The organism is Aquimarina sediminis (assembly GCF_002895435.1).
Classification (GTDB): domain Bacteria; phylum Bacteroidota; class Bacteroidia; order Flavobacteriales; family Flavobacteriaceae; genus Aquimarina; species Aquimarina sediminis.
The window spans coordinates 19,782-42,962 of record NZ_POYJ01000001.1; the positions used below are offsets into that span (position 1 = coordinate 19,782).

A 23,181-nucleotide genomic window follows, 5' to 3' on the forward strand; every position below is an offset into this window, starting at 1 on the left:
CGTGAATAATGGCAGTTTTAAACAAAAAGTCATCACAACATTCAATTGAATTAGAAGATAAGTATGGAGCCCATAATTACCACCCACTACCGGTTGTATTGAGTAGAGGAGAAGGTGTATATGTATGGGATGTAGAAGGTAAGAAATATTATGATTTCTTAAGTGCATATTCTGCAGTAAATCAAGGGCATTGTCATCCTAAAATTGTTGGAGCAATGGTAGATCAAGCAAAAACTTTAACCCTTACCTCTCGTGCGTTTTATAATGATAAATTAGGGGAGTACGAGAAATTTGCTACAGAATATTTTGGTTTTGACAAATTATTACCAATGAATACAGGTGCCGAGGCAGTAGAAACTGCTTTGAAACTTTGTAGAAAATGGGCTTACGAAAAGAAAGGGATACCTGAGAATGAAGCTCAGATTATTGTTTGTGAAAATAATTTTCATGGGAGAACAACAACCATTATATCATTTTCGAATGATCCTATAGCCAGAAAAAACTTTGGACCATATACAGAAGGATTTATTAAAATAGAATATGATAATTTATCTGCTCTAGAGCAAGCATTAGAAAACAATGCTAATGTTGCAGGTTTTTTGGTTGAACCAATCCAAGGTGAAGCTGGAGTATACGTTCCTTCTGAAGGTTATCTGGCTAAAGCTAAGGCTCTTTGTGAAAGGTATAACGTACTATTTCTTGCAGACGAAGTACAAACAGGAATCGCACGAACTGGACAATTGCTCGCAGTAAATTATGAGAACGTAAAACCTGATGTTTTAATTTTAGGAAAAGCCCTGAGTGGAGGAGCTTACCCCGTTTCTGCAGTACTAGCTGATGATGCGATTATGGGTGTTATAAAGCCAGGTAATCACGGAAGTACTTTTGGAGGAAATCCAGTTGCAGCTGTTGTAGCTATTGCTGCATTAGAAGTGATAAGAGATGAAAAATTAGCAGAAAACGCCTTTGAATTAGGAGAGCTGTTTAGATCAGAATTAAACAAATATATTGAGAATTCTAAAATAGCAAGCTTAGTTAGAGGAAAAGGATTATTAAATGCAATTCTAATTAATGATTCTGAGGATAGTGAAACTGCTTGGAATATATGTGTTGCTCTTAAAGAAAACGGTCTTTTGGCCAAGCCAACACATGGGAATATTATTCGTTTTGCACCACCATTAGTAATGAATAGAGAACAACTTTTGGAATGTGTTGATATCATCACCAAAACATTAAAAGATTTTGAATAGAAGACAATACTATTTAAAAAGTTAAAATAAAAAATGAGGCTACTAGTAGCCTCATTTTTGTTTCGTATTTATTTTTCTATTGATTAAACACTTCTGACCAAGGTAGCATTGCTCCCATAATAAGAATGTAGATAATAAAGAAAAGAAGATATAAAGAACTCATTATTGTACCTATTAGAGCACAGATTTTACCGGCTTTAAGATTTTCATATCCAGTATATAATTCTGGATTTTGTAGGTATAGTTCTTTGGCATTCTTAGCTAATACTAATGCAACGATACCAAATATCAACCCTAAAATGCCGTAGCAAAAGCAGGTGACAATAGATACGATACCAAATATTAATACCAACGTAGCATTTGGTAATTGTTGTTTAGTTTCCATATGATTTATTAGAATTTTATAAAATAATTTGTAATGATAAGTATAATGTTTAGTATATAAAAATATTGAAGAATTTTAGCCCCATTTTTAAATTTAAAAATTAAATGTGAAGTTAGATACCCAAGCATTATAAGCATTGGTATTAGTGCAGGATACATTAAAAATGATGCTGTAATATTACCTCTAATGAGTAGTATAAAACTTCGCTGTAGACCGCATCCCAGACAATCAATACCAATTAACCTCTTAGTGGGGCATTGAAATAAATGGGTTTCTAGGTAAGAAGCCAGTTTTTCCATAAAAAAGCTACTTCGTATATATTGATAATGGTATCTTACTTCTTTTACACTCCTCTAATTTATTAAGGAGCAAGTAAATTAAATGGGTATACATCTATATTTCTTAAAATCCAAAACAACACGATTATTACTCCGATAACGATTGGAGTTTTGGGGTGATATAATATGTTATAGTAGTCTTTGTTTCCATATTTATTAATTGCTTTTATAGATAAATTGTATACAATTGTTCCTATTCCCAGAATGTATAAGGCATTGTAATTAAGTGTTTCTATAATGTTAAAATGCAACAATTGGTGCAATGCTCTTTGACTACCGCATCCAGGGCAATGAAACCCAGTAAGTAGGTAAAATGGACATTTAGGAAAATAACTAACTCCAGAAGGGTCGGAGAAATAATATAGGGATAGCAATACAGAAATTCCTATCCCTATTAATAAATATTTAATCTTCATTTAGAATCCACCACCAGCAAAAGCTCCTCCAATACCAATAACTAATACTAATACTATATATAGTACAATTCCAACTACACCAGCAATAATTGCATACTTCATCCACTTTTTAGCTTCACTTGAAGCTTTTTGAGCCTCTTCAATATTTCCTGAGTCAAAAGCAGAGTTTACTTTTGAAGCATTAATAATTGCTACAATACCTAAAGGTAGACAGCAAAAAAGAGTAGCTAGTATAGATTCAACTAGGTAATTTTTCGGTCTTGCTTGATTAGTTTCCATAAATTTGGTTTTAATTTAAAAAGTTGTTTTTAAGTAATAGTTACCAAAAATAGCAAAAGAATGATAAAAACAACCTGTAAAGAAGAACTTAACAAGATATTTTTTATTTTCTTAATGCAATTTCTTTAATACGAACCTCTAAGTTCTTCTATCATTTCCATGTAACCATCATAACCTATTGTAGAAAATAAAACAATTACATATATCAGATAGATAATACTAAGTACTAAACCTATAATGGCAAGTATTTTTCCTGTTTTTACATTTTGATATCCTAAGTATAATTCTGGATTCTCATTATATAATGCAGTGGCTTTTTTTGCCAATACAATTGCAATGATAGCCAGAATAATTCCGAGAATACCATAACAGCAACAACCTAATATTGATAAGATACCAAAAACCAAAATAAGTGTAGAGTTGGGTAGTGTTTGTTTTTCCATAATTTTAATTGATTTGTTAAAAAAAGATTCTCATTTTAATGATATAACTAATGATAATAGTTAATATAGTAATACTTATAAGACTTATTTTAATAAGTCTATCATATCTGAATTTGATAAAAAAGTTAAGCCCTAAAAATATAAGTACTAATATCAGTGGATAAATTGCTGGGTACATGTAAAATGCAGCAACAAACTCTCCTTGGCAAAGAAGGGAAATAGCTCTTTGCATTCCACACCCTAAACAATCAACACCAAAAATCTTTTTGTTTAAACAAGGAAGCATGTATTTTTCCAAAGGTGATTAGTTAGTTGTTTAGTTTTGCAAGATACATAATTAAGTTCTTTTTTTTAGGAATTAAAAATCGATAATTTAATACTTTTGCGATAAGAATGAGATATGATATTATCTAGGATAGTAATCAAATTATCTATGGCAATATCGTCTTGTTTATTTAAAATGATAAATTATCAATAGATGAATTACAGCAAGATTAAAAAGGTGAGCAGTATCCTTTTTATAGTTTTTGGGGCAATGGCACTTATGAGCGAAATTTATGCGGTAGATAAAAACTACTATGTTCAGAGTGTGGGGTTAATCTTTTTAATGCTTGGGGTATTTTTAATTAATACTAAAGTAACGTCAAAGGCAAGGGTTAATTCTGATCAAAATTTTGAAGAAGAAGAGTGATTATGATAAAAATTGGAGACACGGTTTCTGTATTAGATGAGCCCATAACTGGTAAAGTTTTGAATATTACTTCTGATGAAGTTACTATTGAGACCGAAGATGGATTTGATATGACCTTTTTTATTAGCGAGGTTGTAAAAATAGAATCAGAAGAAATGATTATTCCTTCTTATGAGGATGTGAATAAAAATTTGCAAGAGAAAGAAGTTTTTAAAAAGAAGCCTAAAAGACTTGTAACAAAGTCAAAAGAACGATATGTCCCACCGATGGAGGTAGATTTACATATTAACAAGTTGGTTAAATCGACAAAGGGAATGGCTAATCATGATATGATAACCTTGCAATTGGATACGGCAAAGAGACAATTAGACTTTGCAATTAGTAAACGTATTCCTAAAGTGGTTTTTATACATGGAGTGGGGCAGGGAGTGCTAAAAGAGGAGCTAAAGTATCTTTTTGGGAGATATGATAATGTTAAAATTTCGGACGCGGATTACAAGAAATATGGATTAGGAGCAATGGAAATATATATTATTCAAAATCCGAGATAAGATAATTTTATTATGTTTGTTATAAAACAAAATCAAGCTTTTTAAGAAAGGTTTATTTCTGTAAAATCAGAAGATTACTTTAAAACTGTGATTTCGTCTTGACCAAATTCTAATGATTCTTGACGGATGCTAATATCAGGACCTATTAGTGTAATATTGATAAGAGTAATTGTTCGGGTATAGGTAATTGAAGTAGCATCTTCATTTTTTATTACATATTTAATTTCAGCATTTCCATCAGAACTTTTCAACTCTTGAGTAACGTTAATTCCACTTGGAGGAACACTAGAACAAAAATATTCTGCTCCATTAATTTTGGATTCAAATTGTCTGTAAATCAGTGTGTTTGTGTTTTCGTTAAGAGTAATGGTAGTAATTAAGTCTTCAGGGGCTGTATCAAGTTCAAAAGTAGTGCTAGTGAAACCTAAAGAAAGGGATTGATTTATTTGAGTATCAGTTTTAAAAAACACAAACGTATTTTCTTCTTGGTTTGAACATTTTTCTAGCTCGGCAGTAAAATTGCTAATATCATTATCGATAATATCCCCTTCGCTACAACTACTAATAAGAGTGATACAAATTATATAATAAAAAAGTTTATTCATGGGTAATCGTATTCTTATCATCTATTACTTTTTGGTAACCTTGGAAATAGTTACATCTCTAAAACCGAATAAAAAATCGTCGTCTTCAAAATTTTCATTGTTTCCATCAAAAACAAGATCAATAATAGATACTTTAGTCCTATATGTGGTTTGGATAGAATTATCAAGACTTGGTGCTACAGAAACGGCTATATTAGTTGATTCTGAATCCAGATAAAATAATTTTCCTGAATCAGGATCTCTATCATCTCTTGGGTTTCCATTTTCATTGGCATCTTCATTTCTAGTTAGTATTCCATCATCATCATCATCTTCCTCTAGATAATCAGGTATTCCATCTCCATCAGTATCTCTGGGTTCATCATTATCTGGGATATCATTTGGTATTTCAACACTGGTTAAGATATTATCATTATCATCATCCTGATCCTTATAATTAGGGATACCATCATTATCGGTATCATCATCCTCCAGATTACCATTTTTATTAAGATCCTCATCTTCTGCATCAATCCCATCATTGTCATCTTCGGTTATAATCTCGTTTACTATTTCTGCTGTTCCGGAGATACCTACTAACTCCTCATCAATTAAGATTTCGCTAGAAGGAATATTATCACAAAAATAATCACCAGTTACTTTTACATTAAAGCTTCTGTATATCAAATTATTGTTAGCTTCGCTTAACTTTATAAGAATAGGTGTCGGTGTAGCTATAGTTTCAGAGTATGTTTCATCAATAAAGTTATAAGAAATAGCTTCGTTAATGGTCTCATTTATTTTGTAAAAAACAAACTCATTATCTTTTGCTCCCTTACATAGTTGTAAATCAGCATCATCAAACTCAAAGCTAGTGATTATGATATCCCCATCATCACAAGATATAAGGATTAATAATAAAAAAAGAAATGAAAACAGCTTTTTCATGTCAGAATGAGTATTTTTTTAGGCAAAAATAAAGGAATTGAAAGATTATAACGCGTCTAGTCGAAAATAATTTTATTTAAACTAGTTTTGTAGCTGTAAAAATAAAGATTCGATAAAGTCTTTACTTATCTTTTTAAACAACTAATTATCTTGTTTTATGCAAAAGGTTTATTTTGATAGTGCTGCGACCACAGAGGTTAGGCCAGAGGTTATTGCAAAAATGGTTTCAGTATTAAAAGAGGATTTTGGAAATCCATCTTCTATTCATGGATATGGAAGATCTGCAAAAAATCATATCGAACAGACCAGAAAAAATATAGCAAAATATCTTGGAGTAAAAGCTTCAGAAATTATTTTTACTTCTGGAGGGACTGAAGCAGATAACATTGTGCTAAACAGTGCTGTTAGAGATTTAAAAGTAAAACATGTTATTACTTCTAAGATAGAACACCACGCTGTATTACATACAGTACAAGAAATCGAATCTCGCACTGGTATAACAGTGAGTTATGTAAATATTAATACCGACGGCACTATTGATTATGAACATTTAGAATCACTATTAGATTCTTCAGATGAAAAATCATTTGTGAGTTTGATGCATGTAAATAATGAGGTAGGAACAATTTTAGATATTGATCGTGTAGGTAGTTTATGCAAGGAGCATAATGCACTTTTTCATAGTGATATGGTACAGTCTGTAGGTCATTTTGATGTTGATTTAAGTAAGATTCATGTGGATTTTACAGCTGTTAGTGCTCATAAATTTCATGGTCCCAAAGGGATAGGTTTTGCATACATTCGCAAAAACTCAGGACTTAAGCCTTTAATTTTTGGTGGAGAACAAGAAAGGGGTTACCGTGCCGGTACAGAAAGTGTACATAATATAGCAGGTATGGATGAAGCACTACGATTATCATATGAGCATCTTGAAGAAGAGAAGAAGTATATTAAAGAGTTAAAACAACATTTTATTGATACTTTGAAAAATAAGATTGAAGGTGTAAAATTTAATGCTAGTTGTAATAATTCAGATCAGAGTACCTATACTCTAATTAATGTATGTCTTCCTGTTCCTGAAGAAAAAGCTGGGATTTTACTATTTCACCTGGATATTAATGGTATTGCGTGTTCAAAAGGTAGTGCATGCCAGAGTGGAAGCGGTAAAGGATCTCATGTTTTAACCGAGATTCTTTCTGATGAGGACTTACAGAAACCTTCCGTACGTTTTTCTTTTTCAAAGTATAACACCAAGGAAGAAATTGATTATACCGTGGATGTCATAAAAAAATTCATTGAGGAATAGAGCTTATTTTAGTTATAAAATAAGCCAAAAAAAGGGGGGGAGTTAGCTAACTCCCCCCCTTTTTTGTGTAAATAGCTATGTTTTTTCAAACGTATTGATTTTTAATGCATTAGTGTTTTTGGAATGTCTTTTATTTAGATTTAATAGAAATAAAGTTTGTTAAGTGAATTTTGATAAATATATTTGCATTTTAACAATTATTTATACTAAGTCTAAATTAAAAAAAGCTATGAAAATTAATAGTCTAGTGAAAATTGCTTGCATCTCGACTGCCTTTGTTCTTGGGGCTTGTTCTTCTGATGATGATGCAACTCCTATTATATCAATCGACGAACCTACAACCTACGTTTTTGAGCGTAATGGAGAAAGTACTGTAAGCTTTGGTGGGCAGACTACCAGAATTGCTATGGCAGAAATAATTATTGATCAATTAAAAAAGGAAATGCAAACTGAGGCTGCATTAGACGCTATGTTTGATCATCAAGAAGGGAATGCTGATTTTGATGATGCAGATTTAAATGCTTCTAGTAAAAGTGTAAGAAGTAAAACTGCTGCTTCAAAAGATTATTTCTCTGATAATGCTACAGACGCCTCAGCAATCAAAGGAGATTTTGATGGTTGGATAAAAAGCCAGGTAGATAATGTGTTCCCTAACTGGGAGGTATCCGCTGCAGCAGGAACAGCTGGAGTTATTCAAGAAGCAGGAGGAGGGTCTAACAGATATGTTAATGCTAAAGGATTAGAACTGAATCAGGCGTTTGCAAAAGGTTTGATAGGAGCGTTAATGGCTGATCAGGCGTTAAATAATTATTTGAGTACAGATGTTCTAGATGAAGCAGAGAATGTAGCAAATAATAATAATGGAACCGTAGAAGAAGGTAAAAATTATACAAAGATGGAGCATAAGTGGGATGAAGCGTATGGATATCTATACGGTGCTGCTACTGACAAGGCTAACCCTAATGCTACCATCGGTGGTGATGATAGTTTTCTTAATAAGTACATAGGAAGAGTAGAAGGAGATACTGATTTTGCAGGAATAGCTAAAGAAATTTTTGATGCTTTTAAATTAGGTAGAGCAGCAATCGTTGCTAAGCAATATACTATCCGTGATCAGCAAGCTGCTATTATTAGAGAGAAAATCTCTGAGGTAATTGCAGTTAGAGCGGTGTACTATCTACAACAGGGTAAAAATGGTTTAGAAGAAAACACTGTTGATCATGCTAGTGTATTCCATGATTTATCTGAAGGATATGGATTTATTTATAGCTTACAATTTACAAGAAAACCAGGTACAAATGCTCCTTACTTTACTAAAACTGAAGTAGAAGGGTTAATCAACCAGCTAATGGGAGGTACCAATGGATTATGGGATGTTACTCCAGCAACACTACAGGCAATTTCAGATACTATTGCTTCAGAATTTAGTTTTACTGTAGCACAAGCAGGTAGCTAGTTGAAACATTAAGGTATATAACCGTAAAAAAGAGGAGGAAATAGTACTATTTCTTCCTCTTTCTTTTTACATTTGCAAAAAATTTATTAAGAATAAATAAAGATAAGATGAAGAAGTTTTTGTTTTCTGTTTTTACTATTGCACTTCTGGCTACAGGATGCTCTTCTGGAGATGATGCGGGTGAAGTGACAGATAGTTTTAATAGAAAAGCAATGTTAGAAAATATTGCAGACAATATTATAATTCCGGGATACGAGAATTTTAAAAATGATCTAACCGCTCTGAAAACAGCAACTTCAGAATTTGTAGCGGTTACTAATGAGGTTAATTTGATCTCATTAAGAGAAGCTTGGTCAACGGCACATATTTCCTGGCAGGCAGTTAGTGTGTTCGAAATAGGAAAAGCAGAATCAATTTCGTTTAGAAATTTTATGAATGTGTATCCTGTTAATGCCGCTAATATTGAAACAAATATTACTTCTGGTTCATACGATTTAGCTACCATTTCTCAACAAGATGAACAGGGCTTTGGAGCATTAGATTATCTTATTAATGGAGTGTCTGATTCTGATGCGGTCATAGTTGGGGTGTATACAGATGCCACTAATGGGGCAAAGTATAAAACCTATTTAACTGATCTGATAAACAGAATGGATGATTTAACCACTCAGGTTGTAGATGATTGGAAGGGAACGTATAGAAATAATTTTGTTGATAACAGTGGTTCTTCTGCGACTAGTTCTCTTGATAAATTGGTAAACGATTTTATCTTTCATTATGAAAAACACTTACGTGCTGGTAAAATAGGAATTCCAGCTGGTGTGTTTTCGGGTACCCCGTTGGATACTAAAGTAGAGGCATTTTATAAAAAAGATTTATCTAAAACATTGTTTAATGCCAACCTTGATGCATTACAAGATTTTTTTAATGGAAAACACTTTGGAAAAACAACTAGCGGAGAAAGCTTGAGTACATATTTGAAGTTTTTAAACACTATAAAAGGTGGAGAAGATTTGAGTACTTTAATTAATAACCAGTTTAGTAAAGCAAGAAGTACTGCTTCTGCTTTGAATGCAGATTTATCAGCTCAGGTTAGATCCAATAATGATTTAATGCTTAATACTTATGATGAACTACAAAAGAATGTAGTTTTACTGAAGGTAGATATGTTGCAGGCAATATCTGTTAAAGTAGATTTTGTTGATGCTGATGGAGATTAAACTATTGTGATTCAAATTAATGAATTTTAATCTAAGCGAATATCTAAAGAAAAATACGGAAGCTGCACCACTTGCAGTCTTTCGTATTTTTTTTGGATTTATGATGCTATTAAGCATTCTTCGTTTTTGGAGTTATGGTTGGATTGATAAACTATATATTCAACCAAAATTCTTTTTCTCCTACTACGGTTTTGACTATATCAGACCTTTGGGAGTTTATACCTATGCAATTTTTATTCTTTGTGCCACTTCGGCGATCTTTGTGGCATTGGGATATAAGTATAGAATTGCAATTGTTACTTTTTTTCTGAGCTTTACCTATATTGAATTAATGGATAAGACAACATATCTTAATCATTACTATTTTATAAGTGTTTTGAGCTTTTTGCTTATTTTTTTACCTGCCAATGCCTACTATTCTATAGATGCCAGAAATAAAAAAATATCTTTTCAGAAAATCCCGTCATGGACAATTGATGTCATAAAATTGTTATTAGGGATTGTCTACTTTTATGCCGGTTTGGCTAAACTAAATTCGGATTGGTTGGTAGATGCTATGCCTCTAAAAATATGGTTGCCTTCTAAGTATGATATTCCATTTATTGGTGATTTAATGCAAAAAGAGATAGTGCATTATATGTTTAGTTATGCAGGAGCTATCTATGATTTAGCAATTCCATTTTTATTGTTGTATAAAAGGACAAGGATATTCGCCTTTATGGCAGTATTGATTTTTCATATTTTGACCAGGATACTTTTTCCTATAGGTATGTTTCCTTATATCATGATTGTTAGCGCATTGATATTTTTTGATGCAGGGGTACATCATAAAATCCTTGGGTTTCTTTCTAAGGTGCTCAAAATCAATAAAACAAATTTTGATTCTGGTAAGGTGTTTAGCTTTGTGCCGAGTCGGCGCAAAATCTTATTGGCGTTTTTTTGGGGCTTTTTTACTATTCAATTACTATTTCCGTTTAGGTATTTGTTATATCCTGGGGAGTTGTTTTGGACAGAAGAAGGGTTTCGATTTTCTTGGAGAGTAATGTTAATGGAAAAAGCAGGATACGCAAATTTTAAAATTGTAGATCAAAAAACCGGAAAAAGGTTTTATGTCGATAACTCGGATTTTTTGACTGCTTTTCAGCAAAAACAAATGGCAACTCAGCCAGATTTTATATTGCAATACGCACACTATTTAAAAGAACATTTTGAAAGCGAGGGACATCAAAATGTGCAAGTATTTGTAGAAAGCTATGTAGCTCTTAACGGGAGGTTAAGTACACAATATATTGATCCAAATGTGGATCTGGGAAAACAAAAAGAATCATTTAAACATAAAACATGGATTATTCCATTTAAAGATGAAATTGACGGATTATAAAGTAGTAGTATTTTTTATTTTATTGACCAATCTTGTTTCTGGGCAATATAGTATATCAGGAGTAGTAAAAGACCAAAAGGATAAACCCGTAGGCAACGCTGAAGTATATAATCGTACTACAGGAAAGCAAACTATCACCGATAGTGATGGTACTTTTGAGTTTCAAGATCTTGAAGAAGGAAAATACATCATAACGGTTTTTAGTTTTGATTATGAGATTGTAGAGCGACAAATTGTGGTGGGTGCACAAAATGCTATTGCTAATTTTAGTTTAAAACTTCTGGATGAAGAATTGTCGGAGGTTGTTATTACACAACGACGAGATAAAATATTTGGGTTAAAACAATTAAAACCTGTAGAAGGAACTGCAATATTTGCAGGTAAAAAAAGTGAAGTGATTTTGGTAGATCAGACTATTGGTAATTTGGCTTCTAATAATGCACGTCAGATCTATGCTCAGGTAGTAGGATTGAATATTTATGAAAACAGTGATGCTGGTCTTCAGCTTAATATAGGTGGAAGAGGATTAGATCCGAATCGATCGTCTAATTTTAATATCAAACAAAACGGATATGATATTAGTGCAGATGTTTTAGGATATCCAGAAAGCTATTACACACCACCAGCAGAAGCGTTGAGTGAAATACAAGTGGTTAGAGGAGCGGCATCTTTGCAGTATGGGACACAGTTTGGAGGGCTTATTAATTTTAAAATGAAGCAGCCTAACCCAAATAAAAAAATAGAACTGGTTACCCGTCAATCTGTGGGATCGAATAATTTATTTACCAGTTTTAATAGTATTAGCGGAACCGTAGGTAAGTTTAGTTATTATACATATTATAATTATAAAACGGGTGATGGATTTAGACCAAATTCAGATTTTAATTCTCGAAACTTTTATGCCAATATAGGGTATGCTTTTTCTGATCGAACTAAACTTACTTTGGAAACTACATATTTGGATTACCTGGCTCAGCAACCAGGAGGCTTAACAGATACTCAATTTAATATAGATCCCGATGTTAGTAATCGTACACGCAATTGGTTTGATGTAAATTGGAAATTGTTTTCATTAAAGCTAGAGCATCAGTTTTCGGATAAGACAGATTTTAGTGTCAATCTATTTGGATTAGATGCTTCACGAAAGGCACTTGGTTTTAGAGGAAATCCTTTTCTCTTAAACTCGAATCCGATAACAGATGTTGATGAAGTAGATGCTCAGGGAAATTATGTTTTCCCCAGGGATTTGATTATAGGTAATTTTAGGAATTGGGGAGTAGAAGCCAGATTATTGAGTAGATATAACTTATTAGGGAAAGAATCTGTTTTTCTGATCGGAACAAAATATTATCAAGCTGCTAATGAATCAAAGCAGGGGGTAGGAAGTATTGGAACAGATGCTAATTTTAATTTTGCGTCAAATGATTTTCCCGATTACCCTAATCAATCAGATTTTGATTTCCCTAATCGCAATGTTGCCGTATTTGGAGAAAATATTTTTAATATAACAGATCAGTTTTCTATAACTCCTGGTTTTAGATTTGAATACATAAAAACTGAAAGTGAAGGAGCGTATAATCAAGTTAATTTTGATAATGCAGGAAACCCAATCTCTAATGTTAGACTTACAGATAATAGAGTGTTGGATCGTTCTTTTTTTCTTTTCGGTGTAGGAGCAAGTTATAAGCCCAATGGAAGTTTAGAGACCTATGCAAATATTTCTCAAAACTATAGATCAGTAACGTTTAGTGATATTAGAGTAGTAAGTCCCACATTTATAATTGATCCCAATATCTCTGATGAAGAAGGGTTTACGGCAGATTTGGGGGTGCGCGGTAGGTTAGGTAAAAATCTTTCTTATGATTTTGGTGGTTTTGGACTTTTGTATGATAATCGTATTGGGATCGTCTTGGATGACAGAGCTAATAGGGTTCGTAAAAATATTGGAACTGCCTTTATTTATGGATTAGAAACGTTTGTAGATTGGAATATATTGAATACTTTTTATGCAGATACAACTGATTTTAGATGGAATTGGTTTGCAAATACGTCTATTACCGAGTCAGAATATACAGATTCTGAAGAAGCAGGTGTAGAGGGTAAAAAAGTAGAATTTATACCTTTGGTTAATTTAAAAACCGGGTTTAAATTTGGGTATAAAAATATACTAGCTAATATTCAGTACACATATTTATCTGAGCAGTTTACCGATGTTACCAATGCTTCTATTGCTCCAGATGGAGACAGTCGAAACGGAATTATCGGAGAAATACCATCCTATGATATTTTGGATGTTTCTTTATCCTATAGATATAAGAAGTTTAAATTAGAAACTGGAGTTAATAACATTTTGGATAACAAGTATTTTACCAGAAGAGCAACAGGGTATCCTGGACCGGGAATCATACCTTCTGATCCATTAACATGGTATATGACTTTACAGTTTAAGATGTAAATAGATAAAATTTGTACATATTGTTTTTCTGTTTTTAGTGAAAATTATTATTGATTAAGTCTTCGGGAACAAGACTTATACATACTATGATGTGAGAAAACCACTCTCTCAATTCTATAGAGAGAGCGGTCTACTTAATTTCTTTTGGCACTTTATTTCTTCCAGTTTTGAAGTTGTTGTAGATATAAGTAGCTTTCTACATGTTCTCTATGCTCTGGAGTTGTCATTTTTTCTAATAGGTTCAAGGCAGAGATATAGCTTGCCAGATTCCCGTTTGATGAGCTGAATTTTCCGTCCTCTACAAAAGTTACCAATTTGTCATCCTGTACTTTTAAATTTGGATAATCTTTTTGTAATTGTTCTCCACCACCAATCCACGTTACGATTTTATACCCGTCTGCAATTCCGGACTTTCCGATTAATTGAGCTCCAGCACAATTACTTACCATATATTCGGTTTCTTGGTTTTTGTTTCTTATAAAATCAATAACATTTTTGTTGTTCACTTGTGCGTGCATATCGTAACCACTGGGTACAAACAAAGCTGTCAGTTTTGGACAGTTGTCAAATCTATAATCAGGCACAAATTTCATTCCTTCTTCAGTTACGATTGGTTTTTCGGTTTCTGCAATGGTGATGACATTAAAAACTTGATTGCCATCCTTGTCGGGTTTAGCAAAAACGTCTGATGAAGCAATCACTTCTCCTTGCAATACACCATCAAACATTAAGAGTCCTATTGTGGGAAGTTCCTTTTTAAACGGTTTTATATGCTTTGCAGGTGTATCCGTTTTTGTTGTAGTTTGGCTTAAACTTTTATTTTTGATGCTTGGATTTGATTTGTCTAAATTGCAGCCTATAATTACCAGACCTATTATACAGAGTATAAGTGTTTTTTTCATATTTAAAATAGTTTGAAACAAAGGTCTTGACTTTTTGAATACAAAAACTTAATCGAGATTAAGAAATAAGATTACTATCTTTTTGCTCTTATTTTGCATACAAATCCGGTTTTTTCCAAAAATCAAAAAATGCTAATACTACTTCGACGTTTAACCTTACCGATTAAACGATTGATTAACTTTATGATCTGTTTAACTCAACAGATCTTCCTAAACGTCAAAAAGGCGTTCTCGAGCGTCTTTTTGACGAAGTATTTAATAGGGTAGGTTAAATTTTTAGGCTTTCGAGTTAAAATTTTGAGAAGAGGAGTTGAATTTTTAACCTTACTAATTAAAGCTTTAGCTTATGCAGCTAAAAACTTCGTCTTTTTTACCAAATGGAACGTCTTTTTGATGCTACAGAAGGTTTTGGGTACATTCTATGAAACTAAGAGTTAGGTGTCTCTTATAATCACCTAATACAGTGCGGTAACATATTTTGTTAGTTTTTAAGAATAATTCCTTCCATTATTTCAGGATTATTTTTTTTGAATTCTTCAATTTCGTTTTCCAGTATTTTTTTTAATTCACTTCCTTTAATTACGATTTCATCTTCTAAAGAATAGTTTATCTTGTATGTCATGTTATCAAATGAAGTGAGTGCTAAAAGTATCCCATCAAAAGGAGCATCGTCGGGCATAACCATTTCGGTTTCCAAGATTTTTTTCTTACTCGTATAAATTGGGAAAAAAGGGTTTTCCTTATTATCCTTGAACATGTATAGATGATTATGGTAATCATTATTGCTTTTTCCTATAGAAAGCATCAGATATACTTTTGAACCAAAAATACTCTTTATCTCATCCCTATTGACTTTTTTAAGTTTGCTGCTTCCACAATTTGATAAAAAAAATATGGATAAAATCAGGATACTAAATTTTTTCATAACTATTAAATTTAGATGATCAAATGTGTTATTGATGTTATTATAAGTATATTGTAGAACCAAGCAAAATAGTACTCGGATTTCCTATTGTTTACCAAATGTAACATCTTTTAGACATAGCAGGATCATTGCGTTTGGTAAAATCAAAATAAAAATGATAAAAAGGAACTATTTTTCTATTTGATTCATATGTAGAATGCTGAAGTTCTGGTGGTTTATTTTTAACAGCTTATGTTAGAATTTCATTCCTAAACGAACATTAAACACTCTGGGAGTTAGAAAATTTGGAATAGCAAATTGAAGTTGACTTGCTGCATCTCTTACAAAAGTATTAGTAATAGCATTTTGATTATCAAATATGTTATAGATTTCGAAGCCTAAATTTAACTCTCTAAACGTATTGAGAAAATGCCCTTCTTTTAGTCTTTTGTTTTGATCCACTACCACATATGATATTCCTAAATCGGCTCTGCGATAATCTCGTAACCTGGTCTGAAAATCATATGGATCGGCATAACTAGGTGACCCTCCGGGCACACCAGTTTGGTAAACCATATTAAGATACATTTTTAAACTGGGAATAGAAGGGACATAGTCCTGAAACAACACCCCAACTTTAAGTCGTTGATCTGTTGGTCTCGAGATATAACCTCGATCATCAATATTTTCTTCTGTTTTTAAATACCCTACACTTACCCAGCTTTCTGTACCGGGAACAAATTCTCCGTTAAGCCTTACATCTATACCTTGTGCATACGCTTTGGCATTATTTCTGGCACGATAACGGATTCTTACGTTTTCTATAGTATATGGGTTTACATCGGCTAAAGTTTTGTAATACAATTCTGTGGTTAGTTTAAAAGGTCTATTCCACATCGAAAAACTATAATCGTTACCAAGAACGAGATGCGCTGATTGTTGCGCTTTTACATTTGGTCTTACTATTCCCAAAGAATCTCTTAACTCTCTATAGAATGGAGGTTGATGGTATAAGCCACCTGATGCTCTAAAGATCATATCTGTTTTCCAGTCAGGCTTGATTGCTATTTGGGCTCTAGGGCTAAAAACAATTTGAGAATCTGCACTATTTACTGTACTTCCGGAGATATTCCAGTTATGCGCTCGTATACCGATATTGGTCCAGATTTCAGTTTCTTTTATATGTGATCGAAGACTGTACTGCACGTAGCCCGAAATTCGGTCAATATTAGTACTATTTGTAGCTCGTACACTGGCAAAAGGAATAATCGGACTTGCATATGGTGTATATGGCTGATCATTTCTAAGATCTAATATGGGAGGGCGTATCGAAAAACCGGCAGAATCTATTATTTCAAATTCTTGTAGTCGATCTTTGATATCTTCAGATGTATATTTAATTCCCCAATCAAATTGGTGCTTATCGGCAGTATACGTACCCTTGTGCTCTATGTTAAAGATCAAGGCGTCCAGATCATTTCTGGCATGCGTTAATTGCGAGCCAACACCTTCACTAAACTCGACTTCTCCTAGATTTTCGCTACCAATATCAGTATTAACTGTTCCCAGGGCATAGGCGGCAAAAATGTCATAATGCTCTTGTTCTTGCGTATGATATCCAGAAGCAATTAATCTTAAAGTTAAGTTGTCATTAGCTCTATAAGTTCCTTTTAATGCTCCAAAGTAGGTCTCGTATCTATCCTTTTCTTGCCCATTATAATGAACTGTAAGTGCCTGCACCGTTTGAAGAGTTCCAAAATTGACTTGTTGTCTCAGGGGTTCATAATCATAAGTATTAAGAGCTAAGTTTCCTAAAAAACCCAATTCAAACTTCTTTGAAAAATTATATGAAAGGTAGGTTTGAACATCTGCAAATCTTGGTCTAAAATTAGTTTCAGTGTTTTTGGCATCGACCAATAAACTGTTATCTCTGTATCGTATACCTACAATAGCTGCCAATTTTTTATCTTTAGTTACTCCACCTGCCGAAATGCTACCTCCTAAAAGGCTTAAGTCTGCCGTCGCTCCTAATCGAGTAGGTCTTTTGTATGTAATATCTAAAACAGAAGATAACTTGTCTCCATATTTAGCTTGAAAACCTCCTGCAGAAAAATCTACATTGCGAACCAAATCAGTGTTTACAAAGCTCAAACCTTCTTGTTGACCAGATCGGATTAAAAATGGTCGGTACACCTCAATCTCATTTATATACACCAGATTTTCATCATAATTTCCTCCTCGAACAGCGTATTGCGTACTTAATTCATTGTTGGAGCTTACACCGGGTAAACTTTTTAGAAGTCCTTCGACACCAGCATTTGCAGAAGGGGTTGTTCTTATGGTCTCGGGATCTAATGTTGTAATCCCCTCAACAATTTTTCTTTCTCGACCAGAGATTACTACTTCACCAATTTGTTCTATATCGGTTTTTAGTATTGGATTTAGTTCGTATTCCTGATTTTCTTCAAGACGAATAGTAAACTGCACATTTTTTAGGCTAATGTGGGATATGTTTACTTCTATTTCTTGATTGGCAGGAATACTAAGTTGATATACTCCATTTTTATCAGATTGAGTACCAGAGTCGTTATAAGAGATGTTTGCTCCAGAAACAGGGATATTGTTTTCATCCAATACTACCCCTTTTAGTGTGGCATTTTGTGCCATAGATGAAATACTGATAAGTATCAGGGGAACCAAAAGAAATAAAAATCGATTTTTCAAGAAATAGTTAGGTTTTAAGGTTTTCTATAAAAAGTTGTTTCAAATGTTGCTCTATTATTTACTTTATCTAACACCACAAGTTTAAAATTATTTTCTGAACCCGTAATAATTTTATCATCAAAGTCATAAATCAGCATTCCGGTTTTGTAATCATACTCTAATAAGATAAACTTTCCATTTATGGTTCCTCTATAGCTTTTAATGCCCGTTTCTGCATCATTTACCTTTATTTTAAGGTGTGTTGCTTCAGAGATCCATTTTTTGTCAGAAACATTAATAGGTACAATTATTGGCTTTTCGGTATCGGTAAACAGAGAATAGGTTCCAAATGTTCGTGTCCTGATAGAAAATCTAGCTCCCTTTTTCGAAGTTCTAACATAAGAGTGGCTTTTGGGACTATTAACTCTTCCAATGTATAGTTTTTTTCTATCTTCACTATTGTAGCGCGAAACATCAAAAACAAGCGTCATGTTTTTGTGTAATGGTGTTCTGTTGTTATGAATTTTGGCTACTTCTCCTTTTACAGATAAATCTAAATATACATTATCATATAAGCTTCCTTTTGGAATATAGAGATCGACAATTCCAGAGCTGTAGGTGAAGTTCTCATATGATTTAGCATACTCAGTTGTTTTTGCATCCTCATTTTTTGTGATGGTTTCTGTATGTTTTCCTAAAATAGGGATGTGTATTGTAGTGGTATTATTTTTAAAATCCTTGATATGTATGGTGTAGTTGTATGAAAGGCTGTCTTTAACGTTAACAATTCCATTATCAATTTTCTTTTTGAAGATAGAAAGAGGGTTATTTTTTTCTACAAAAAGTTTGGTTATCCTGCTTTTGTGTTCTTTATAATATGAATAATCAATGATTCTATTTGCATATCTTGTTTCGGCAAAAGAAAAGCGATTCATTTCTATTTTTAGATTTTCTTCACCATTAATTTCTGTAATAACCTGGTAGAAACCATTTTTGTTTGCTGCAAGATCTTGTTTGTCTATAGTTGATACACCAAAACCAATTTTACCAAAGGCAGTAATGTTTTCGGCTTTAAAACTCCCATCTTCTTGAGGAGTAAGGTTTAATTTAGTTGGTTTTTGGGTATTGTTTACATGGGCATTTTTATCTAAAGTATATACCCATAGGCTATTCACAATTGGCTTTTTGGTGTCTAATACCTCAATTCCAAAACTCATGGGATTCATAGGTCTCGATCGGGGATCTCTAATTTCAAAATGAAGGTGTGGTCCAAAACTCCCTCCTGTATTACCACTATACGCAATAACATCTCCTTGTTTTACGACTAAAGAACCAGATTTTGGAAATAATTCTATTTCATAAGATTCTTTGGTATATTGTTTTTCTTTGACATAAGCTTGAATCTCTGGTGAGAATTTTTGCAAATGCGCATATACAGTAGTGTATCCATTAGGGTGGGTGATATAAAGAGCTTTGCCATATCCGCCATGCGAAACCTTTATTCTACTTACTCTTCCGGCAGCTGATGCATATACCTTAAGACCTTCTTCTCCCTGGGTTTTCATATCTAATCCCGAATGAAAATGATTAGATCTAAGCTCTCCAAATGTTCCAGAAGCGACAATTGTAATATCTAGAGGGTGAACAAAGTAATCCTTGCTAATATCTTTTTGTCCGTAACAAAAAGAAAAACCGAGTAAAATGAAAGTTAAAATTTTTCTCATAAAGAGGGGTCAATGTAATGTTTTTTATTTTTTTATAAAGCTACTTATTTTTTTGTGGGTTAAGCTGTTTTTAATGCCTGATTCATAGCGTCATTTAAATATCCACCAGAAATAATTTTTGATCTAACACGATCAACATTAGTTTTCATTTTTTGATATTCTTCTAACGACAAATTTTCAAGTTTATGACTTAACTCATTTAAATTAGATACTGTAAAACCAATATTGTTATCTTTTATAAATGTGCTTATAGCCGCTTTGTCCCAAACAATAACAGGTAATCCGCATAGAATATATAATGAGGTTTTGTGAGGATTATTGTATTTTAGGTATTGCCCGTATTGACCACTACATTCTTCTGTAGAAATACCATCCCATACTAATCCAAAAGAGCCTTCAATATGATAGGCTACAACATCAGATGGGAATGCTCCTTTATACGATAAAATCGATTTTTCTTTTTCTATTTTAAGCTTTTGATAATCAAAGCCAATTCCGTATAAATTCATCTTGAATTCTTCTTGTTGTAATAAGTCAAGATCATATATGTATGAATTTTTACCTTCTCCAAAACCACCGGCATACACTATTTCGTATGGTTTGTTTTCTCTGATACTATTATTTTGATCTGGTAATCCCTTCGTAAGTATATAGTCAAAAATACCAAGTACAATTATTGGAATGGTCACCCCTTGTTCTAGAAACCAGTTTTTCATTGCTTCATTATGAACAATAATTGCATCTGATGAAACTATCTTTTTTAATTCTTTATCTGCACTGCCTGTGCGTCCTTTTAGAAACCTTACATCGTGAACAATTGTGATGATTTGACACTTTTTTAATTTTGCTATAAACATCACATAATTTCTAAATTTATTTAGCGGGTATTGGGTACATAATGTACTTTTAAATGGAAGTCTCAATAGGGCAAAGGAGATTCCTAAAAAATTTTTTAGAGTTCCAATTGCAGAATTTGGGATAGAAGATTGCTTAAATCCAAGATTCTTAAACCCTTTTTCTGATAAGATGAATTCGCAATCTGTTTTTGCTTTACCAGCAGCATTAAAAAGAGATTTATAATTTCTAGAGATGAAATATCCTGTCATATGAATATGTAAATTTAATGGAGGAAAGATACATACATTTTATTTTTTAGACCCTATTTTAGGTGGATTATCAACTATGATTTTTTGAAGTAAGATTATTGAGTATATAATCGGTTTAAAAATAGTAGTTTTGACAATTGAATTTTGAGAATAACTGTTTCAGGTAAAAAGAGTATACTAGTGAAAGAAAAGAAATATGATTATCTAATTGTTGGAGCTGGCTTGTTTGGAAGTGTTTTTGCGCACGAAATGACCAAACGTGGTAAGAAATGTATTGTAATAGATAAGCGAAAGCATCTCGGAGGAAATGTGTATTGTGAAGAAAAGGAAGGAATCAATATTCATAAATATGGAGCGCATATTTTTCATACAAACGACAAAAAAATATGGGATTATGTAAATCAATTTGCTGATTTTAATAATTATATAAACTCTCCATTGTCTTTGTCAAAAGGTAAGTTGTATAACCTACCTTTTAATATGAATACTTTTTATCAATTATGGGGAACCAAAACGCCTGAAGAAGCCAAAAAGATTATCAATGAACAGATAGCGGAATATGGATTTAAGTCTCCTAAGAACTTAGAAGAGCAAGCGTTGTCTTTGGTTGGAAAAGATATATATGAAACTTTTATTAAATCATATACAGAAAAACAATGGGGTAAAAAAGCAACTGAACTCCCTTCTTTTATTATAAAGAGGTTGCCAGTTAGGTTTACCTATAATAATAATTATTTTAATGATATGTACCAAGGGATACCAGTTGGGGGATACAATACTATTATTGATGGATTATTGAGTGGTATCGAAACAAAAACGAGCGTAGATTTTTTTGAAGATAGAATTAGTTTAGAGTCTTTGGCAGATAAGGTGGTGTATACCGGAAAAATTGATGAGTTTTTTGACTACAAGCATGGGCAGTTGGAGTATAGGTCTTTACGATTTGAGCATGAATTGCATACTATAGAGAATTATCAAGGTAATGCGGTCGTTAATTACAATGATGCTTCGTATGCATTTACCAGAATTATCGAACATAAACATTTTGAGTTTGGTAAACAAAATAAGACAATCATAACAAAAGAATATCCCGAAAATTGGAATCGGAAAAAAGAAGCATATTATCCAATTAATAATGATAGAAATCAATCTATATTCAAAAAGTATAAAGAAGAATCTAAACTATCTAAAGATGTTATTTTTGGAGGAAGATTAGCAGAATATCGATACTATGATATGCATCAGATAATTGCATCTTCGCTTACCAAAGTTGAAGAAATATTAAAGATTGAAAGGCAATAAGCAACCCCTTTAAAATTAGTTTAAAAACTATTGGGTTTTCTCAATTGGTATGTTAACTTTGTGTAACGAAGTATTGTGTAAAGTTTACAATGAGTGATTTGATTGAAATTATTGATTCTCTTGAAAATAGGATAAGTAAGTTGCTTCATAAACATGAACTATTGAAACAACAAAATCTAAGCCTGAAAGAGAAAATAGCCGAATTAGAATCTAATTCAGAGCTTCAAATTGATCAATTAAGGCAGTGGGAGGAAAAATTCAGTGCACTCAAAAATGCAAATGCAATACTAGGCAGTGACGAACATAAAAGGGAAACGAAGCTCAAAATAAATGCTTTAATAAAGGAGATAGATATGTGTATAGCACAACTCTCTGAGTAAGTAGAATATGGCAGATAAGCTTAAAATAAAATTATCTATTGCGGATCGAGTATATCCATTGACAATTAATCCAGATCAGGAAGAAGGATTACGAAAGGCCGCAAAAAAGATAGAAGCTATGATTAAGCAATTTGAGCAGAGTTATGCAGTTAGAGATAAGCAAGATGTATTAGCAATGTGTGCTTTACAATTTGCAGCACAAGTAGAACAAAAAGCTATAGATAAAGATGATGATATGATTAATGTGGCAAATAGATTAAATGAGTTAAATGATTTGCTTCATGATCAGTTATCATAACGTTCTTAAAAATAAATAAGGTTACTGCCTGCACTAGTTGTTATTTTGATAAACTCAACAAGAATTAATTAAAAAGGGTGAGTTTAAGTTGTAAAAGCGCGCCGCCTTGAGCGGATTCTTGAGCAATTTGTTAGCCCTAAACCTGTTTTTACAGAGTTT

24 protein-coding genes and 1 other RNA gene are annotated in these 23,181 nt (G+C 32.6%); 12 read left to right on the top strand and 13 right to left on the bottom strand.

The window, feature by feature from the left end; translation table 11 throughout:
* Positions 1-8 precede the first annotated feature (8 nt).
* Positions 9-1,250, top strand: a complete 1,242-nt coding sequence (gene rocD, locus C1X07_RS00100) for an ornithine--oxo-acid transaminase (protein ID WP_103067945.1) — start codon at positions 9-11, stop codon at positions 1,248-1,250.
* Between the two features lie 76 nt (positions 1,251-1,326).
* Here the strand turns inward: rocD and C1X07_RS00105 are convergent, their stop codons facing one another.
* The 6 genes from C1X07_RS00105 to C1X07_RS00130 all read right to left on the bottom strand — a co-directional run bounded on the left by C1X07_RS00105 (position 1,327) and on the right by C1X07_RS00130 (position 3,397).
* The gene (locus C1X07_RS00105; protein ID WP_103067946.1) at positions 1,327-1,635 is read right to left on the bottom strand and encodes a CCC motif membrane protein; all 309 of its coding nucleotides are present in this window, start codon (positions 1,633-1,635) and stop codon (positions 1,327-1,329) included.
* Between the two features lie 8 nt (positions 1,636-1,643).
* Positions 1,644-1,934: a DUF2752 domain-containing protein gene (locus tag C1X07_RS25460; RefSeq protein WP_103067947.1), complete on the bottom strand. Its 291-nt coding sequence runs from the start codon at positions 1,932-1,934 to the stop codon at positions 1,644-1,646.
* Between the two features lie 62 nt (positions 1,935-1,996).
* Complete coding sequence (locus C1X07_RS00115; protein WP_103067948.1) at positions 1,997-2,389, bottom strand: DUF2752 domain-containing protein; 393 nt, start codon at positions 2,387-2,389, stop codon at positions 1,997-1,999.
* Complete coding sequence (locus C1X07_RS00120; protein ID WP_103067949.1) at positions 2,390-2,668, bottom strand: CD225/dispanin family protein; 279 nt, start codon at positions 2,666-2,668, stop codon at positions 2,390-2,392.
* Between the two features lie 125 nt (positions 2,669-2,793).
* Positions 2,794-3,111, bottom strand: coding sequence for a CCC motif membrane protein (locus tag C1X07_RS00125; protein ID WP_103067950.1), 318 nt, complete (start codon positions 3,109-3,111; stop codon positions 2,794-2,796).
* Between the two features lie 16 nt (positions 3,112-3,127).
* The gene (locus C1X07_RS00130; protein ID WP_164914085.1) at positions 3,128-3,397 is read right to left on the bottom strand and encodes a DUF2752 domain-containing protein; all 270 of its coding nucleotides are present in this window, start codon (positions 3,395-3,397) and stop codon (positions 3,128-3,130) included.
* Between the two features lie 192 nt (positions 3,398-3,589).
* Between C1X07_RS00130 and C1X07_RS00135 the strand changes: the two genes are divergently transcribed.
* Entirely contained in the window at positions 3,590-3,802 is a 213-nt protein-coding gene (locus C1X07_RS00135; RefSeq protein ID WP_103067952.1) for a hypothetical protein, read from the top strand.
* A gap of 2 nt (positions 3,803-3,804) precedes the next feature.
* Positions 3,805-4,353, top strand: coding sequence for a DNA mismatch repair protein MutS (locus C1X07_RS00140; RefSeq protein ID WP_103067953.1), 549 nt, complete (start codon positions 3,805-3,807; stop codon positions 4,351-4,353).
* Between the two features lie 74 nt (positions 4,354-4,427).
* On the opposite strand, the gene C1X07_RS00145 is transcribed toward C1X07_RS00140, so the two are convergent.
* Together C1X07_RS00145 and C1X07_RS00150 are read right to left on the bottom strand one after the other, a co-directional pair.
* Complete coding sequence (locus C1X07_RS00145) at positions 4,428-4,979, bottom strand: hypothetical protein (protein ID WP_128755159.1); 552 nt, start codon at positions 4,977-4,979, stop codon at positions 4,428-4,430.
* Positions 4,980-4,982: 3 nt separating this feature from the next.
* Complete coding sequence (locus C1X07_RS00150) at positions 4,983-5,885, bottom strand: hypothetical protein (RefSeq protein WP_103067955.1); 903 nt, start codon at positions 5,883-5,885, stop codon at positions 4,983-4,985.
* Between the two features lie 157 nt (positions 5,886-6,042).
* Here C1X07_RS00150 and C1X07_RS00155 point away from each other — a divergent pair, with 157 nt between their 5' ends.
* From C1X07_RS00155 to C1X07_RS00175, 5 genes are all read left to right on the top strand, one after another.
* Positions 6,043-7,191, top strand: coding sequence for a cysteine desulfurase family protein (locus tag C1X07_RS00155; RefSeq protein WP_103067956.1), 1,149 nt, complete (start codon positions 6,043-6,045; stop codon positions 7,189-7,191).
* A 229-nt stretch (positions 7,192-7,420) separates the two neighbouring features.
* On the top strand, positions 7,421-8,647 hold the full coding sequence (locus tag C1X07_RS00160) for a DUF4856 domain-containing protein (RefSeq protein WP_103068752.1): 1,227 nt from the start codon (positions 7,421-7,423) through the stop codon (positions 8,645-8,647).
* Between the two features lie 107 nt (positions 8,648-8,754).
* Positions 8,755-9,867: an imelysin family protein gene (locus C1X07_RS00165; RefSeq protein WP_103067957.1), complete on the top strand. Its 1,113-nt coding sequence runs from the start codon at positions 8,755-8,757 to the stop codon at positions 9,865-9,867.
* Between the two features lie 19 nt (positions 9,868-9,886).
* On the top strand, positions 9,887-11,248 hold the full coding sequence (locus C1X07_RS00170) for an HTTM domain-containing protein (protein WP_103067958.1): 1,362 nt from the start codon (positions 9,887-9,889) through the stop codon (positions 11,246-11,248).
* Positions 11,229-13,703 carry a TonB-dependent receptor domain-containing protein gene (locus C1X07_RS00175; RefSeq protein WP_103068753.1) on the top strand — a complete coding sequence of 825 codons (2,475 nt, stop codon included), beginning with the start codon at positions 11,229-11,231 and terminating at the stop codon, positions 13,701-13,703. The genes C1X07_RS00170 and C1X07_RS00175 overlap by 20 nt, the downstream gene beginning before the upstream one ends.
* A 152-nt stretch (positions 13,704-13,855) precedes the next feature.
* Here C1X07_RS00175 and C1X07_RS00180 read toward each other — a convergent pair whose 3' ends face one another.
* From C1X07_RS00180 to C1X07_RS00200, 5 genes are all read right to left on the bottom strand, one after another.
* Entirely contained in the window at positions 13,856-14,605 is a 750-nt protein-coding gene (locus C1X07_RS00180; protein ID WP_103067959.1) for a DJ-1/PfpI family protein, read from the bottom strand.
* Positions 14,606-15,086: 481 nt separating this feature from the next.
* Positions 15,087-15,530, bottom strand: coding sequence for a hypothetical protein (locus C1X07_RS00185; RefSeq protein WP_103067960.1), 444 nt, complete (start codon positions 15,528-15,530; stop codon positions 15,087-15,089).
* Positions 15,531-15,764: 234 nt separating this feature from the next.
* Positions 15,765-18,176 (bottom strand): TonB-dependent receptor, encoded by a 2,412-nt coding sequence (locus tag C1X07_RS00190; protein ID WP_103067961.1) that lies wholly within the window; start codon positions 18,174-18,176, stop codon positions 15,765-15,767.
* A 71-nt stretch (positions 18,177-18,247) separates the two neighbouring features.
* Positions 18,248-19,936, bottom strand: a complete 1,689-nt coding sequence (locus C1X07_RS00195) for a M23 family metallopeptidase (RefSeq protein ID WP_103067962.1) — start codon at positions 19,934-19,936, stop codon at positions 18,248-18,250.
* A gap of 59 nt (positions 19,937-19,995) precedes the next feature.
* Positions 19,996-21,042: a beta-1,6-galactofuranosyltransferase gene (locus tag C1X07_RS00200; RefSeq protein ID WP_103067963.1), complete on the bottom strand. Its 1,047-nt coding sequence runs from the start codon at positions 21,040-21,042 to the stop codon at positions 19,996-19,998.
* Positions 21,043-21,222: 180 nt separating this feature from the next.
* Between C1X07_RS00200 and glf the strand changes: the two genes are divergently transcribed.
* The 4 genes from glf (at position 21,223) to ssrS (ending at position 23,181) form a co-directional block, all read left to right on the top strand.
* Positions 21,223-22,344, top strand: a complete 1,122-nt coding sequence (gene glf / locus C1X07_RS00205) for a UDP-galactopyranose mutase (RefSeq protein ID WP_103068754.1) — start codon at positions 21,223-21,225, stop codon at positions 22,342-22,344.
* 89 nt (positions 22,345-22,433) lie between these two features.
* Positions 22,434-22,724, top strand: coding sequence for a hypothetical protein (locus C1X07_RS00210; RefSeq protein ID WP_103067964.1), 291 nt, complete (start codon positions 22,434-22,436; stop codon positions 22,722-22,724).
* A 7-nt stretch (positions 22,725-22,731) separates the two neighbouring features.
* The gene (locus C1X07_RS00215) at positions 22,732-23,022 is read left to right on the top strand and encodes a cell division protein ZapA (RefSeq protein ID WP_103067965.1); all 291 of its coding nucleotides are present in this window, start codon (positions 22,732-22,734) and stop codon (positions 23,020-23,022) included.
* Between the two features lie 52 nt (positions 23,023-23,074).
* Positions 23,075-23,181, top strand: a non-coding RNA gene (ssrS, locus tag C1X07_RS00220) — 6S RNA.